The organism is Methylophaga marina, from assembly GCF_030296755.1.
GTDB lineage: Bacteria > Pseudomonadota > Gammaproteobacteria > Nitrosococcales > Methylophagaceae > Methylophaga > Methylophaga marina.
The window spans coordinates 2,815,708-2,830,539 of sequence record NZ_AP027741.1 but is presented as its reverse complement, the minus strand read 5'-3'; the positions used below and the strand labels follow the sequence as shown (position 1 = coordinate 2,830,539).

The 14,832-nt window shown below is 43.3% G+C and carries 12 protein-coding genes and 1 pseudogene; 6 read left to right on the top strand and 7 right to left on the bottom strand.

The annotated features are described in order from the left end of the window. The gene (mnmA, locus tag QUE24_RS14305) at positions 1-1,104 is read left to right on the top strand and encodes a tRNA 2-thiouridine(34) synthase MnmA (RefSeq protein ID WP_286304463.1); all 1,104 of its coding nucleotides are present in this window, start codon (positions 1-3) and stop codon (positions 1,102-1,104) included. Further along, positions 1,101-1,733, top strand: a complete 633-nt coding sequence (gene hflD / locus QUE24_RS14300) for a high frequency lysogenization protein HflD (RefSeq protein ID WP_286304462.1) — start codon at positions 1,101-1,103, stop codon at positions 1,731-1,733. The genes mnmA and hflD overlap by 4 nt, the downstream gene beginning before the upstream one ends. Here the strand turns inward: hflD and QUE24_RS14295 are convergent. Then, on the bottom strand, positions 1,730-2,437 hold the full coding sequence (locus QUE24_RS14295) for an ABC transporter permease (protein ID WP_286304461.1): 708 nt from the start codon (positions 2,435-2,437) through the stop codon (positions 1,730-1,732). The two genes, hflD and QUE24_RS14295, sit on opposite strands and share 4 nt — an antisense overlap. Positions 2,438-2,509: 72 nt before the next feature. Further along, positions 2,510-5,041 carry a bifunctional aconitate hydratase 2/2-methylisocitrate dehydratase gene (gene acnB, locus QUE24_RS14290; RefSeq protein WP_286304460.1) on the bottom strand — a complete coding sequence of 844 codons (2,532 nt, stop codon included), beginning with the start codon at positions 5,039-5,041 and terminating at the stop codon, positions 2,510-2,512. A 121-nt stretch (positions 5,042-5,162) separates the two neighbouring features. On the opposite strand from acnB, the gene purB reads away from it, so the two are divergent. The 4 genes from purB to QUE24_RS14270 are packed head-to-tail and all read left to right on the top strand — an operon-like array spanning position 5,163 to position 8,456. Continuing rightward, a complete protein-coding gene (gene purB / locus QUE24_RS14285; RefSeq protein ID WP_286304459.1) occupies positions 5,163-6,530 on the top strand; it encodes an adenylosuccinate lyase in 1,368 nt (455 codons plus the stop codon). A 2-nt stretch (positions 6,531-6,532) separates the two neighbouring features. Then, a complete protein-coding gene (locus QUE24_RS14280; protein ID WP_286304458.1) occupies positions 6,533-7,033 on the top strand; it encodes a DUF7931 domain-containing protein in 501 nt (166 codons plus the stop codon). Further along, positions 7,030-7,824 (top strand): hypothetical protein, encoded by a 795-nt coding sequence (locus tag QUE24_RS14275; protein ID WP_286304457.1) that lies wholly within the window; start codon positions 7,030-7,032, stop codon positions 7,822-7,824. The genes QUE24_RS14280 and QUE24_RS14275 overlap by 4 nt, the downstream gene beginning before the upstream one ends. A 14-nt stretch (positions 7,825-7,838) precedes the next feature. Beyond that, on the top strand, positions 7,839-8,456 hold the full coding sequence (locus QUE24_RS14270; RefSeq protein WP_286304456.1) for a nitroreductase family protein: 618 nt from the start codon (positions 7,839-7,841) through the stop codon (positions 8,454-8,456). Here the strand turns inward: QUE24_RS14270 and QUE24_RS14265 are convergent. The 5 genes and pseudogenes from QUE24_RS14265 to aceF all read right to left on the bottom strand — a co-directional run bounded on the left by QUE24_RS14265 (position 8,449) and on the right by aceF (position 14,830). Next, a complete protein-coding gene (locus tag QUE24_RS14265; protein ID WP_286304455.1) occupies positions 8,449-9,486 on the bottom strand; it encodes a GGDEF domain-containing protein in 1,038 nt (345 codons plus the stop codon). The two genes, QUE24_RS14270 and QUE24_RS14265, sit on opposite strands and share 8 nt — an antisense overlap. A 27-nt stretch (positions 9,487-9,513) precedes the next feature. Then, a complete protein-coding gene (locus QUE24_RS14260) occupies positions 9,514-10,731 on the bottom strand; it encodes an argininosuccinate synthase (RefSeq protein ID WP_286304454.1) in 1,218 nt (405 codons plus the stop codon). Positions 10,732-10,840: 109 nt separating this feature from the next. Then, the gene (locus QUE24_RS14255) at positions 10,841-11,641 is read right to left on the bottom strand and encodes a DNA adenine methylase (protein ID WP_286304453.1); all 801 of its coding nucleotides are present in this window, start codon (positions 11,639-11,641) and stop codon (positions 10,841-10,843) included. A gap of 95 nt (positions 11,642-11,736) precedes the next feature. Next, positions 11,737-13,509 (bottom strand): dihydrolipoyl dehydrogenase, encoded by a 1,773-nt coding sequence (gene lpdA / locus QUE24_RS14250; protein ID WP_286304452.1) that lies wholly within the window; start codon positions 13,507-13,509, stop codon positions 11,737-11,739. Further along, positions 13,506-14,830: pseudogene (aceF, locus tag QUE24_RS14245) on the bottom strand (dihydrolipoyllysine-residue acetyltransferase). The gene lpdA and the pseudogene aceF overlap by 4 nt, the downstream one beginning before the upstream one ends. Positions 14,831-14,832 lie beyond the last annotated feature (2 nt).

Sequence of the window (14,832 nt, the reverse complement as noted above, 5' to 3'; positions counted from 1 at the left end):
ATGAGCAATGAAAATAAAGTAGTCGTCGGACTTTCCGGCGGCGTCGATTCTTCTGTCGCCGCATTATTGCTAAAACAGCAATTTGAGCATGTTGAAGGCCTGTTCATGAAGAACTGGGTCGACTTCGCTGATGAAAGTGAGTGTACTGTCGAAGAAGATCGTAAAGATGCCAGCTCTGTTGCTGAAACTGTTGGCATCCCCTTTCATGAAGCAAACTTTGCCATGGAATATTGGGATTACGTTTTCAAACACTTTTTAGACGAATACCGTGCCGGTCGTACACCCAATCCAGATATTCTTTGTAATCGTGAAATCAAATTTAAAACCTTTCTCGATCATGCTATTGAGCTTGGCGGCGACATCATTGCTACCGGCCACTACGCACGTGTTGAAGAACGAAATGGCCAATTTCATCTGTTAAAAGGCAGAGACCACAAAAAAGATCAAAGCTACTTTTTATATACGCTTGGTCAGGAACAATTATCACGAACACGCTTCCCGCTGGGTGATTTGCCAAAAACCGAAGTGAGACGTATTGCTGAAGAAGCCGGTTTTATTAATCATGATAAAAAAGACAGTACGGGTATATGTTTTATCGGCGAGCGTCATTTCCGTGAGTTCCTAAGCCGCTATATTCCGGCTCAGCCTGGTGAGATGCGAACACCAGAAGGTGAAAAGATAGGTCAGCATGCGGGGCTTATGTATTACACATTAGGTCAACGTCAGGGACTGGGTATCGGTGGTCGAAAAGATAGCACTGGCGAACCTTGGTTCGTCGCTGGTAAAGATATGGATCATCAGATTCTATACGTTGTTCAGGGAGATCATCCCTGGTTGTGGAGTCAAAACTTAACCGCAGACGAACTCTCTTGGGTAGCTGGCCATCCGCCACAGTTCCCATGTCGTGCAGCAGCAAAGACACGCTATCGCCAACCCGATCAAGCTTGTACGATAACTCAGGATGAGAACGGTCATATTCAGGTTGAGTTTGATGAAAAACAACGTGCGGTGACACCGGGCCAATCTGTTGTGTTCTATCTGGACGATGATTGTCTGGGTGGTGGGATTATTGTCTCGACTGATGCACCAGGAATCCATCCATGAGTATAAGTCCCCGTTTACGTGATCGAACCATTGCTATTACAGCCGTCGTGCAAGCTGCATCACTAGTTCAACAAGTCGCTGAAACCGGTCAGGTAAATAGTGCTGATATGAAAGTCATGTTGGAAAGTTTGCTGGTTGAGAATGCGCCAGATACTGAATCTGTGTATGGTTCAGTCAGTCAATTACGAACAGGAATTGAGGCACTCAACACCCAGCTTTCCAAGAAAAAAGACAAGAAAGATGTAAACCTATTGCGTTATGTTATCAGCCTGCTTCATCTTGAACGTCAATTAGCCAAGCAACCTGAAATGCTGGCATTAATAGATCGCGAAATTCAGCAGGTGCCCTCTCAGATAGATTACTTCGGTGAAATACTGTCACCACAAGTAATTGCTCGTTTTGCTGATATTTATCAACGTACCTTAAGTGAGTTAAAACCACGCATTCAAGTCTATGGTGATCCCGGCTTTCTACAACAGCCTGATAATATTAATCGGGTAAGAGCTCTGCTTCTTACGGGTATTCGTGCTGCCGTGTTATGGCAACAAAAAGGTGGACGACGCTGGCAGTTTCTATTTCAAAGCGGAAAACTCCTTAGCGCTACCGAAGCACTGTCGCGTGAAATTTAATTCATTCGTGCTTTAAACAGCCATAAGAAAAATACAATCGATAAACCTGAACCACCAAAAATCATACACATCACTACAATTTGATAGTGAGCAGCTGTGATGGGAGACACCCCTGATAAGATTTGTCCGGTCATCATGCCTGGCAAAGACACTAAACCAACAGCTAACATCGAGTTAATCGTTGGTATAAAAGCAGCCTGAAAAGCCTCATACCTGGCGGTGATGAAATCGATATTTCGTGATAATTCTGCAGATAACCGCTCTGCTGCCAAACTCACACTGTTCATCGCGTTAGCAAAAATCATCCCGGCTAATGGAATCATATACCGTGGTTCATACCAGGGAGAAAGACCGATCACACTTTGCGTAATTAGCAGCAATGTCAGCCCACTACCTAGTAAAATACTGATGAAAACAACGGGATAAAGTGCGCGCCGTTGGTCTTTGACCGTTCCCAATGCAATCCAGCTGGCAGTGCTAACCATGACTAACATCACCAGCATGACGATCCATGATTGTTCCGCAGCAAATACCGTTGTTAATACATACCCCACCAGTAATAACTGAATCAGCATGCGAATTAATGCATACACCGCAAAGCCAGCTTTTAATGACCAGCGCACCATCATCAGTAAAACCACAATGACCGGGATAAATGCCAGCGCCAATTGAAAGTTTGAAATAACTTGTACAGATGTATTCATTTACTACCCTGGATATAAAAAAGGCTGCTTCTAATAAAGAAAACAGCCTTTTTTGCTTGATGCCACTATAGGTTAACTGGCAGCACGTCGATATTCATCCATTTCATGGAAATTAAGATAACGATAAATTTCCGCTGCCATTGGTTTAATCCCTGCAACCGCTTCTAGATATTCAGCCACGGTTGGCAGTCGTCCGATACTTGCTACCACCGCTGCAAGCTCAGCAGAAGATAAATAAACATCGGCATTGTTACCTAAACGATTCGGGAAGTTACGTGTAGATGTCGAAACAACAGTCGCGCCATCAGCTACACGTGCCTGATTCCCCATACACAGGGAACAACCCGGTGTTTCAGTACGAGCACCAACACGACCAAACGTACTATATACACCCTCTTCGGTCAGCTGGAATTTATCCATTTTGGTAGGCGGAGCAATCCATAACTTAACGGGCAAGTTACGCATATTTTCCAACACTTTACTTGCAGCGCGGTAATGACCGATATTGGTCATACATGAACCTATAAACACTTCATCGATTTTATTACCTTGAAGCTCAGACAACGGTTTGATGTCATCAGGATCGTTAGGGCAAGCCAACAGAGGTTCTTTAATTTCATTCAAGTCAATTTGGATGACAGCAGCGTATTCTGCATCAGCATCGGGTTCTAATAGCTGTGGATCATCCAACCAGGCTTTCATACTATCAATACGACGACGCAAAGTACGCTCATCCTGATAACCTTCCGCAATCATCCATTCCATCAGCGCCATATTTGAATTTAAGAACTCAATAATAGGTTCTTTATTCAAACGCACGGTACAACCATTTGCACTACGTTCAGCCGAAGCATCAGATAATTCAAATGCCTGCTCTACTTTGAGATCAGGTAAACCTTCAATTTCCAACACACGACCATTGAAAATATTTTTCTTACCTTTTTTCTCAACAGTCAGCAATCCTTGTTGAATAGCAGCGTATGGGATTGCATTAACTAAGTCACGTAATGTGATACCTGGTTGCATTTCACCTTTAAATCTAACTAGTACGGACTCGGGCATATCTAACGGCATAACCCCTAAAGCTGCACCAAACGCCACTAAACCTGAGCCAGCCGGGAAACTGATACCAATTGGGAAACGCGTATGTGAGTCACCACCAGTACCGACGGTATCAGGCAAAATCATACGATTTAACCAGGAGTGGATAATACCGTCACCAGGACGTAATGAAACGCCACCACGTGTACTGATAAAGTCCGGTAACTCATGCTGTAATTTAATATCAACCGGTTTTGGATAGGCAGCCGTATGACAGAAAGATTGCATAACAAGATCAGCAGAAAAACCTAAACAGGCTAGCTCTTTTAACTCGTCACGTGTCATCGCACCGGTTGTATCCTGAGAACCAACGGTGGTGACCTTGGGCTCGCAGTAACTGTTAGGACGAACACCTTCAACACCACAAGCACGACCGACCATTTTCTGCGCTAATGTAAAGCCTTTACCCGTATCCACAGGTTCGACTGGGCGTACAAAAATATCTGATGGCTCTAAACCGAGGGTTTCTCGGGCTTTATCTGTCAGACCACGACCAATGATTAATGGAATACGGCCACCGGCACGGACCTCATCAGCCAGCGTGGTTGGACGCATACTAAATTCGCTGATGACATTACCCGCTTCGTTTAATATTTTGCCTTCATAAGGCAGAATGGTAATGACATCGCCAGTTTCCATATTCTGGACATCACATTCAATTGGCATTGCACCAGAGTCTTCCGCAGTATTAAAGAAGATAGGTGCAATATTATTACCGAGAATAACGCCACCCTGGCGTTTGTTAGGCACATAGGGAATATCATGTCCCATATGCCACAACACAGAGTTAATGGCTGATTTACGTGATGACCCGGTACCCACAACATCACCGACAAACGCAAGTGGATGGCCTTTTTCTTTCAACTTCTCTATGTCACCAATAGGGTCATCCATTTTGCTGACAAGCATGGCTTTAGCATGCAGTGGAATATCCGGACGGCTCCAGGCTTCTGTCGCGGGTGATAGATCATCCGTATTCGTCTCACCTGGCACTTTAAATACGGTTAACGTGATCTGTTCAGCTAATTTAGGACGAGAGGTAAACCATTCTGCATCAGCCCAAGATTGTAATACGCGCATGGCGTATTCATTGCTCTCTGCTTTTTCAACCACATCATGGTAGGCATCGTAAACCATCAATGTTTTGCATAAGGCTTTTTCAGCAGTCGCGGCTGTTTCTTCAATATCGAGTAGCTGGATCAATGATTGCACATTGTAGCCACCCATCATCGTTCCGAGTAACTCGGTCGCTTTTACAGGTGAAATCAATGCACATGTCACTTCACCTTTTGCGATATCAGTGAGAAAGCCGGCTTTCACATAGGCCGCTTGGTCTACACCTGGCGGTACTCTATGAATAAGAAGTTCTAATAATTCTTCACTGTCATCGCTTCCGGATTTGAGCTGTTCAACTAAGGTAGAAACCTGTTCAGCATCAAGTGGTAACGGTGGTAAGCCAAGTTTGGCGCGTTCTTCAACTTGCGATTGATATTCTTTCAGCACGTATGTGTACCCCAAAGTTTGAGAATGAAACGGTGACATTTTACCTGAAAGCGTTTAGCACGAGCGAACTCTGCTATAATTTCGCACAAATTTATTAACTAAATCTTTCATCGGAGTATTCATGGATTTAACCGCTTTGACCGCGATTTCACCGGTTGATGGCCGCTATGCCGGAAAAACTGAAGCGCTACGCCCATTCTTTAGTGAGTATGGACTTCTGCGCGCCCGTGTAGAAGTAGAACTTCGCTGGCTACATTTACTCGGTAACAATGCCAGTATTCAGGAAGTACCGAAACTTAGTCAAGAAGCAGAAGCTTTTTTAGACAACATCATCAATAGCTTCTCTGTTGAAGATGCCCAAGAAATAAAAGATATCGAACGTGAAACCAATCACGACGTTAAGGCCGTTGAATATTTCATCAAAAGAAAATTTAAAGACAATGCAGAACTGAACGCTGTTAGCGAGTTTGTTCACTTTGCTTGTACTTCAGAAGATATTAACAATACCGCTTACGGTATCATGCTGAAAAATGCTCGTGAAAAAGTCATTTTGCCTGAAATGGATACGGTCATTGCTGCTATTCGTAAGATTGCACAGCAGCACGCTGATACACCGATGATGTCACGCACTCATGGTCAGCCAGCCTCGCCAACTACACTGGGTAAAGAATTGGCTAATGTGGTTCAACGTCTCGAGTTACAACGTACTCATGTAGCTGCAGTTTTACTGTACGGGAAAATGAATGGTGCAGTCGGTAACTACAACGCTCACTATGCCGCCTACCCTGATGTTGACTGGCCGATGATGGCAAACGCGTTTGTTACAGGACTGGGACTGCGTTGGAATAAATACACCACACAGATTGAACCCCATGACTACATGGCTGAATTATTCCAGGCAATGATTCGTTTCAATACAGTATTGATTGATTTTTGCCGTGATGTTTGGAGCTATATTTCTATCGGTTATTTCAAGCAAAAAACAGTGAAAGGCGAAATTGGTTCATCCACCATGCCTCATAAAGTCAATCCTATCGACTTTGAAAATGCTGAAGGTAACCTCGGTATAGCGAATGCCGTGTTTGATCATTTGGCCCTGAAACTGCCTATTTCCAGATGGCAACGTGACCTGACAGACTCCACTGTGTTACGTAATTTAGGTGTCGGTTTCGCACACTCTTTATTGTCATATAGCTCAGCCTTGAAAGGTATTGGTAAACTCGATCCAGCACCAGAAGTTATGGCCGCTGATTTGGATGCTAACTGGGAATTATTAGCTGAACCAATCCAGACAGTGATGCGTCGTTACGGTATTGAAAATCCTTATGAAAAGCTGAAAGATTTAACTCGCGGCCAGCGCGTTAATAAAGACATCATGCAAGCATTCATTGATGGACTGGATATGCCTCAAGAAGCCAAAGATAAATTAAAGGCAATGACGCCCGCTAATTATCTGGGTAACGCAGCAGAACAAGCAACAAACGGTTAACAATGATTGAAGCTATCCCGACTGACGATACAGCAATCCCATTCGACAGTCGGGAATATGCAAGCCAATACACTATCGAACTCATTGAGTCAGCTAGGCAAGAAATTTGTTTTTTCGGTCCTGAGTTGGATAGTGTTTTATTCAACAATCAAATGCTCATCGATAAGTTAATCACATTTATCAACCAGAGTCAGCGCTGTACAGTTCGGTTACTTGTTCACAATACGCGGCAATCTACAGCACAAAGGCATCTGCTCATACCCCTTGCTCAAAGACTCTCCAGTAAAATTCAGATTCATATTGCTGACAGACAAGATCAAAAACTACGGCATATGAGCCTGTTGGTTGATAAAAAAGCCTTTTTATATTGTCCAAATGCTAATCGCTACGAAGGTGTAGTTGATTTTGATGCCACGGGTCAGGTCAGTAATCGCAAGAAAGACTTCGACGATATGTGGGCCAGAAGTGAGTTTGATTTGAATACGAGGCGTCTGCAGTTATGAAAAATCACATTTTGACAATTGCGTTACTCATGTTCTGCTCAACGATATTAGCAGATACAAACATCCATACCATTGCATTGAAACATCGTCTCGCTAATGAAGTCGTAGAGCAAGTTCGACCTTTTTTGCCTGAGACAGCGACGATAAGAGCCTATGATGACATGCTGATTTTAAAGTCGGATCGTGCCACGCTTGCTAATGTTGAACAGCTCATCAAAAAACTCGACACACCATTAAAGTCTGTCGTCATTACTGTCTTGCAAACCTCACAAGAACTTCAGCAACAATCAGGGAGTGAAGCCAATATTACACTTTCAGATTCAAAGCCAAATGCTTCAGTCAAACTCAAGGCATGGTCAACAAAAGGTAAAGACGATCAAGATAATCAATATCAAGCTCAGGGGATTGCTGGTCAGCCCATCACCATTAAGTTAGGTAATGCAAAACCTGAGAAAGACTATCTTTATTTCATAAACGGCAGCGGCGACATTGGTTTGGCTACCAATACATACTATACGTCAACGGCAAATGGTTTTAATGCTGTCCCATTTTTATTGGCTGATAACAGAGTTAAAATCGATATTCACCCTTTCTTTTCAGATAGAGCTCAACAAGGGCAAATTAACTCAAGTGAAGTGATGACTTCGGTACAAGGTGAGTTAGGTAATTGGATAAAACTGGCCTTTGTTTCAGAAGATCAACACGCCCAGCAAAACGGGATGAAACGTTATCAATCACATCAAGCACAACAGCAAATTATCTATCTGAAAGTTGAAACATCTTCAAATTAATCACAAGAGTATTTATGGATATTAAAGAAGCGATTCTTACACGTCGTTCTGTTAAGCATTATGACCCTGAACATCAAATGACCGCAGAAGAAGTCAACATGCTGATGGAGCATGCGATTTTATCTCCAACAGCCTTTAATCTTCAGCATTGGCGTTTTGTTAATGTTGAAGACAACGCTCTGCGCCAAGCTATCCGTGAAGCCAGTTATGGCCAGGCGCAAGTCACTGATGCCTCAATGTTATTAATTTTATGTGCTGACTTAAATGCCTGGGAGAAAGATCCGCAACGTTATTGGCGACATGCGCCAAAAGAAGTTCAAGATTTTATGTTGCCCGCTATTGAGGGCTATTACACTAATCATCACCAAGGACAACGTGACGAATGTTTTCGTTCAGCAGGCATTGCTGCAGGAACAATAATGCTGATGGCTAAAGGTATGGGCTATGATTCTTGCCCGATGGATGGCTTTGATTTTGATAAAGTCGCCAGACTAATTAACTTGCCACATGATCACGTGATCGTAATGATGATCACGATAGGTAAGAAACTACAGGATGCACGTCCACGTTCAGGACAGCTTGATCTTGAGGAAGTATTTTTTACAAATACGTTCCCAGAACAAACTAAATAATAGGCGGTGGCGCTTCTGATACGCAGTTGCGCCCTCTCCTCTTCGACATATAAAGCGCTCTATCTGCACGTTGCATAAAGCTTTCACTGCCTTCAGATGGTACATAACGAGCGACACCAAAAGACAAAGTAATCGTGCCTAAGGATTCCCGGGTATCTTTACGCTGAATTCGTTTTGAGGCAATCTCCAAACGAATATTCTCAGCAACGTTTTTAGCATTTTGCAAGCTGGTATTCAATAAGACTATAGCGAACTCTTCACCACCGTATCTCGCCACCAGATCTCGCCCCTTAACACTATCCTTTAGTGAATTAGCAACAACACGTAACACCTGATCGCCGACCAGGTGTCCATGCTTATCATTGATATTTTTAAATAAATCCAAATCAGCAAAAATAATACACACATCTAAGCCAGAGTCATCTGCATCATGTGTCACCTTTGTCACCACTTCATCGAAAGCCTTACGATTTGCCAATCCAGTAAGTGTATCGGTTTTCGCTTCCTGCTTAGACACATCAAATTCTTTCTTGAGTTTTTGTAACTCAGACATCGCCGTGTTTAAGCGCTCAGTTAATAACTCACCACTGTTCATGGCTTGGCGTGTTTCAGCCAAAATATCATCAACTATTTGATGAATTTCGGCTGCAGACATATCACGGTTAATTCGACTTAACAAATCATTTAAGCGTTGATTTGTCTTGTCAGTATGCATAACACTGCTGTAGATGAAGTTGATCACTTCTTTCAGCAAACGCGCCAGTTCAAGACGCATTTGGAACACTTCTTCGCGCTCTTTTTCAATATTGAAATAGCTTTTAAATAAATGCTGACATTGATTCTGCGTTAATACTGGCGTTTCTTTAACCATGGAATTAATAGCTAAAGAAAGGGCTTCATTGGCACCGGAAACATGTTCATACCATACGGTATAATTATCTGGCGTCATTGGCACCCCATGCTTTCGCATTAGGGGCAACGCAAGCCGCATATATTCCGCGGCTTTATCAGATAATTCGTTGTAGTCCATATTTCAGTTTGGCCTTATTAAGCGCTATCAGAACTTACGTTTTGCTTTACCAGCAATTTTCAAACGCAGCGCATTCAGTTTAATGAAACCTTCAGCGTCCTTCTGATCATAAGCCCCCGCATCGTCTTCAAATGTAGCAATAGATTCATCAAACAGGCTGTCCGTCTCAGAAGCACGTCCAACAACAGAAACACTACCTTTATATAATTTGACACGGACTTTACCGTTAACGGTGGTCTGAGATTCATCAATCATCTTCTGCAGCATCACACGCTCAGGTGCCCACCAATATCCGTTATAAATTAATTTGGCATAACGAGGCATTAATTCATCTTTAAGGTGAGCTACTTCACGATCTAAGGTCAATGACTCGATAGCACGGTGAGCTTTCAACATCACTGTCCCAGCGGGTGTTTCGTAACATCCACGTGACTTCATACCGACATAACGATTTTCAACGATATCAAGACGACCAATACCATTTTCACCCGCTACTTTATTCAGGTAAGTCATGACTGTCGCTGGTGACATAGCCTCACCATTGATAGCGGTGATATCACCTTTTTCATAGGTCAGTTCAAGGTAAGTCGCTTTATTTGGAGCATTTTCTGGAGAAACTGACCAACGCCACATCGCTTCTTCAGGCTCAGCCCATGGATCTTCTAAAATGCCACCTTCATATGAGATATGCAGCAGATTAGCATCCATTGAATAAGGTGATTTTTTACCTTGTTTCATTTCTACAGGTATGCCGTGTTGTTCTGCATAATCAAGTAATTTCTGACGAGACAATAAGTCCCATTCACGCCAAGGGGCTATCACTTTAATGTTCGGATTTAGTGCGTAGGCGCCAAGTTCGAAGCGGACCTGATCATTTCCTTTTCCGGTCGCGCCATGAGAAACCGCTTCTGCACCAGTTTGTTGAGCAATTTCAACTAAACGTTTAGCAATCAGTGGACGAGCAATAGATGTACCTAATAAGTATTCACCTTCATAGATAGCATTTGCACGGAACATAGGAAAGACATAGTCACGAGCAAATTCTTCACGTAAGTCCTCAATGTAGATTTCTTTGATACCTAAAGACTGTGCTTTTGCTCTGGCTGGTTCAACTTCTTCACCCTGCCCTAAGTCAGCTGTGAAAGTGACCACCTCACAATCATATTTATCTTGTAACCACTTCAAAATAACTGAGGTATCTAATCCGCCAGAATAGGCTAATACGACTTTGTTGATTTTAGACATGGGTGATATGTATTCCTGTAAAAAATGAACTGACTTAATCCCTAAATCACCATAGTTATAGCATCGGCAATCTTGGCATTAACTTGAATAAAAAAGAACGCGTATTGTATCAAAAACCGCGGATCGCAAGCACTTCTTTCACCGCTTTCCGCCCATTTCCTTTACAGCTAATTAAACGTGGTGCATCAAGGTAACGCAGCCTGAAACCCAGCTGACGGTAAAGCTTGATGACTCTGTCTGTCGCCTGATTAGACAAAAGAACTGGCCCCTCATGATGACTTAACCAATATGCCAGACGCTCCTGGTCTTCCCATTTAAATCCTTTTTGTGAGTATTGATGGAAAGGTGTGTCATATGGAGGATCGGCATATACAAAGTCATTCGCTTGGAGTGGTATCGATTCAAAATCCTCACAAGAAAATTGCCATCGAGACAGGATTGGCTGATAGTGAACAAAACTCTCTAAATAATTGATGGTTTTATAACGTCCGAAAGGGACATTGTAACCGCCCTGACTATTAAACCGACACAAACCATTGTAGCCAGTGCGATTCAGATAATAGAAGAGTTGTGCCGCCCGCGATAGATCACTTTGTTTAGCATTAAGCCGATTAAATTCGTCACGACATTGATAGTAGTTTGCCTCATCATTAATAAACGCTATTTCGACTTCCAGGCCTTGGCTTAGATGCTGATAAAAATTGATTAATGAGGGGTTTACATCATTGAGTAATGCATTATCTGGGGCTAAACCAAGCGCAACCGAAAGCCCGCCACAAAAAGGTTCCACCAGTCTGCTCGGCTGATGTTTATTCCAGTAGCGTTTAAGAACAGGTAATAACCAACGTTTCCCACCCGCCCACTTGAGTGGCGGTTTTAACGTGGCATCAAAATGGCCCTTGCTTGTCATTAACTCAAAAAAATAATAGGCAAAAAAACGGGTATATCTGTGTTGAACACAGATATACCCTCATCAATTGCTGGCAACAGCCAGTTTACGCATTGTTACTTAGAGTGCAAAGTCTTGCGTGGCGGCATCAGATCGGTGATTGATCCTTCGGCCATTTCTGCAGCAAATCCTAATGTCTCAGATAAAGTTGGATGAGGATGGATAGTCAAACCAATATCCTCAGCATCTGCTCCCATCTCGAGAGCGAGAACAGCTTCTGCAATTAATTCACCCGCATTAGGACCAACAATACCTGCACCAATTAATCGGCCAGTTTCTTTTTCAAAGATAGCTTTTGTCAGACCTTCATCTCTACCCAGGCTTAAGCTTCTACCACTGGCAGCCCAGGGGAAGGCACCTTTCACATAATCAATGCCTTGCTTTTTGGCTTCGTCTTCGCTCATTCCCATCCAGGCCACTTCAGGATCGGTATAGGCAACAGATGGTATCGTCATAGGTTCAAATACGGATTTCTGACCAGCAATCACCTCAGCAGCCACTTTCCCTTCATGCGTTGCTTTATGGGCAAGCATCGGTTGACCTACAATGTCACCAATAGCAAAGATATGCGGCACATTCGTACGCATCTGGCCATCCGTTTCGATAAAGCCATGATCAGTCACGATGACACCTGCTGCTTCAGCATTAATCAGTTTACCGTTTGGTGAACGACCAACAGCAACCAGTATTTTGTCAAACATCGCTTGTTCAGGTGCATCTTTACCCTCAAAAGTGACGAGTAAACCATCTTCTTTTGGCTCAATGTTACTGACTTTAGTGTTCAGATATATATTGTCGTATTTTTGCTCTACACGCTTGAGCAATGGTTTAACAATATCTTTATCCGCCCCCGGAATCAGACTATCTTGTAACTCAACGACAGTGATCTTGGAGCCTAAAGCATCATAAACAGTCGCCATTTCAAGTCCGATGATACCACCGCCAATGACCAATAATTTCACTGGTACATCTTCCAGTTCTAATGCATCCGTGGAATCCATCATTCTTGGATCGTCATTTGGGAATACAGGGATTTTTGTTACGCGTGAACCGGCAGCAATAATACAGTGGTCAAACGAGATCGTTTTCTCACCGTCAGGCCCTTCAACCTTCAAAGTGTTTGGGCTGGTAAAGCTACCCTCGCCTTGCACTATGGTGACCTTACGTGTTTTAGCTAATGCTTTTAAGCCGCCAGTTAACTGATTAACAACACTGCTTTTCCAAGATTCTAATTCGCGAATATCGATCTGAGGTTTATTGAATTTCACCCCATGATGTGACATTTCTTCGGCTTCATTAATAATCTGCGCTGTGTGTAACAATGCTTTAGAAGGAATACAGCCGACATTTAAGCAAACACCACCAATTCGTTCGTGACGTTCAACCATGACGACTTGCTTACCCAGATCAGCCGCTCTGAATGCTGCAGTATAGCCACCCGGTCCAGAACCGAGCACCAATACCTCGGCATGCAGATCCGCATCACCATGCGGTACAGCCGCTGGTGTTGGCGCTGCTTTTTCTGGCGAGCTTGCTTTAGTTTCCGTTGCTTCAGGTATTGACTCGGTGTCTTCAGTATCAGCCTCGGCCTGCTCAGCTTCTAACGTTAAGATAACATCACCTTCAGCCACCTTATCGCCTAGAGATACCTTTAAGCTGACAATTTTTCCTTTGGCTGTGCTAGGAATTTCCATTGCCGCTTTATCTGATTCAAGAGTGATAATATCCTGATTCTCTTCAACAATATCGCCTTCACTCACAAGTACTTCGATGATTTCAACAGCATCAAAATCACCAATATCAGGGACTTTTACTTCTATTTCACTCATAGCAGCACCTTACGAATATCAGACAACATCTGGCTGAGCATCACGGTAAAGCGTGCACCTGCCGCACCATCAATTACGCGATGGTCATAAGAGACAGATAATGGCAGCATCAGTCGTGGAACAAATTCTTTGCCATTCCAGACCGGTTTCATTTGATGACGGCTCACACCCAAGATCGCCACTTCCGGCGCATTAACGATAGGCGTAAAGAACTGACCACCAATACCACCAAGACTTGAAATAGAGAACGTGCCACCTTGTAAATCTTTGGCTGTTAATGAACCTTCACGAGCACGGGCACTAATATCGCCAAGTTCACCAGCTAATTCCAAAAGCCTTTTTTATCGACATCTTTGATAACCGGCACCATAAGCCCATTTGGTGTATCCACAGCCACACCCAGATTGTAATAATTTTTCAGAATCAGGCTTTCTTTATCTTCACTAAGTGAGGCATTAAATTCTGGGAATTGTTTTAAGCAAGCAACCACCGCTTTCATAATGAAAACTAAAGGTGTTAAGTTCACACCTTTCTTCGCTGCCATTTCTTTATTTTCTTTGCGGAAAGCATCTAACTCAGTGATATCGGCTTCATCAAATTGCGTAACGTGTGGGATGTTTAACCAACATGCGTGAAGGTGTTTGCCAGATATTTTCTTGATACGAGACATCTCTTGTGTCTCGATATCACCAAACTGTTCAAAATTAACCACCGGTACTGATGGGATTGCACTACCACTTTGTGCTGGCGCAGAGGCAGGTGTCGTCATCACCTGTTTCACATAGTTTTGAACATCATCTTTAGTGATACGCCCTTTTGGACCAGAGCCACTGACCGATGTCAGCACAACACCTAAGTCACGAGCAAATCGACGCACTGAAGGCGAGGCATGAGCACGACGAACACCTGCTTTATTGTCAGGTGCGTAGGGAATTGCCTCAGATGTGGATGCTGCAGGAGCCGGAGTTAAGTCAACTTTAGTCTCCGCTTTGGCTTCTGTTTTTTCTGCTGATGCGGGCGCAGCTGGTTTTTCAGCTTTTTCTTCAGGTTTAACGTCTTCTTTTGCAGCAGAAGCGCCTTCAGCCACTTCAAGCATAGCAATAACGGTACCTTCACTGACCTTATCACCAACCGCCACTTTCATTTCTTTTATCGTGCCTGCTTGCGATGCTGGAATTTCCATCATCGCTTTATCAGACTCTACAGTAATGACTTCTTGATTTTCATCAATGCTATCGCCTTCAGCAACAAGCACTTCAATGATTTCAACTGCTTCAAAGTCACCAATATCAGGAACTTTTAATTCAATTAATTCTGCCATTA